Consider the following 496-nt stretch of genomic DNA (forward strand, 5'->3'; position numbering starts at 1 on the left):
TGCTCATAAGTCAATAATTCGGACTATTTTTTATCTAGGGCTGAACTGATTAGGCAACTTTTATTTTTTGATTGGCAAGACTGATTCTTTCGTTGTTGAACCAATGAATATACTTGGACACATCTAAAATTAGATGTGCAATCGATGGAAACCGGAATTGATAAATCATTTCACGCTTTAATAGGGAGTGAAAACTTTCAATTTTGGCATTATCATATGGATGTCCTAGTTTTGAATACGAATGATCAATTTTATGTCGCTTTAACAAATTTTCAAAGCCAAAACTAGTGAACTGACTGCCCATATCAGTGTGTAAATAATTTGGTTTTTTATCAGTTGACAGCGATCTTTGTAGTGTTGTAACTACCAATTTGGTATCCATCGTGGCACTGATTTGATGGGCTAATATCTTACGCGTTTGTAACTCTAAAACTGACGCTAAATAGACCCACTGACCATTACTCAACTTTAAATAAGTGATGTCCATGCTCCAAGC

Annotated in this window: 1 protein-coding gene; it reads right to left on the reverse strand. The window is 34.9% G+C overall.

All coding sequences use genetic code 11. The features are described 5' to 3' along the window. Positions 1-49 precede the first annotated feature (49 nt). A partial coding sequence (locus BMG01_RS10800) for an IS3 family transposase (protein ID WP_143470154.1) occupies positions 50-496 on the reverse strand: 447 nt, incomplete at its 5' end.

Origin of the sequence: Leuconostoc sp. BM2 (assembly GCF_002095565.1) — a bacterium.
In the GTDB taxonomy this organism is placed as follows: Bacteria; Bacillota; Bacilli; order Lactobacillales; family Lactobacillaceae; genus Leuconostoc; species Leuconostoc falkenbergense.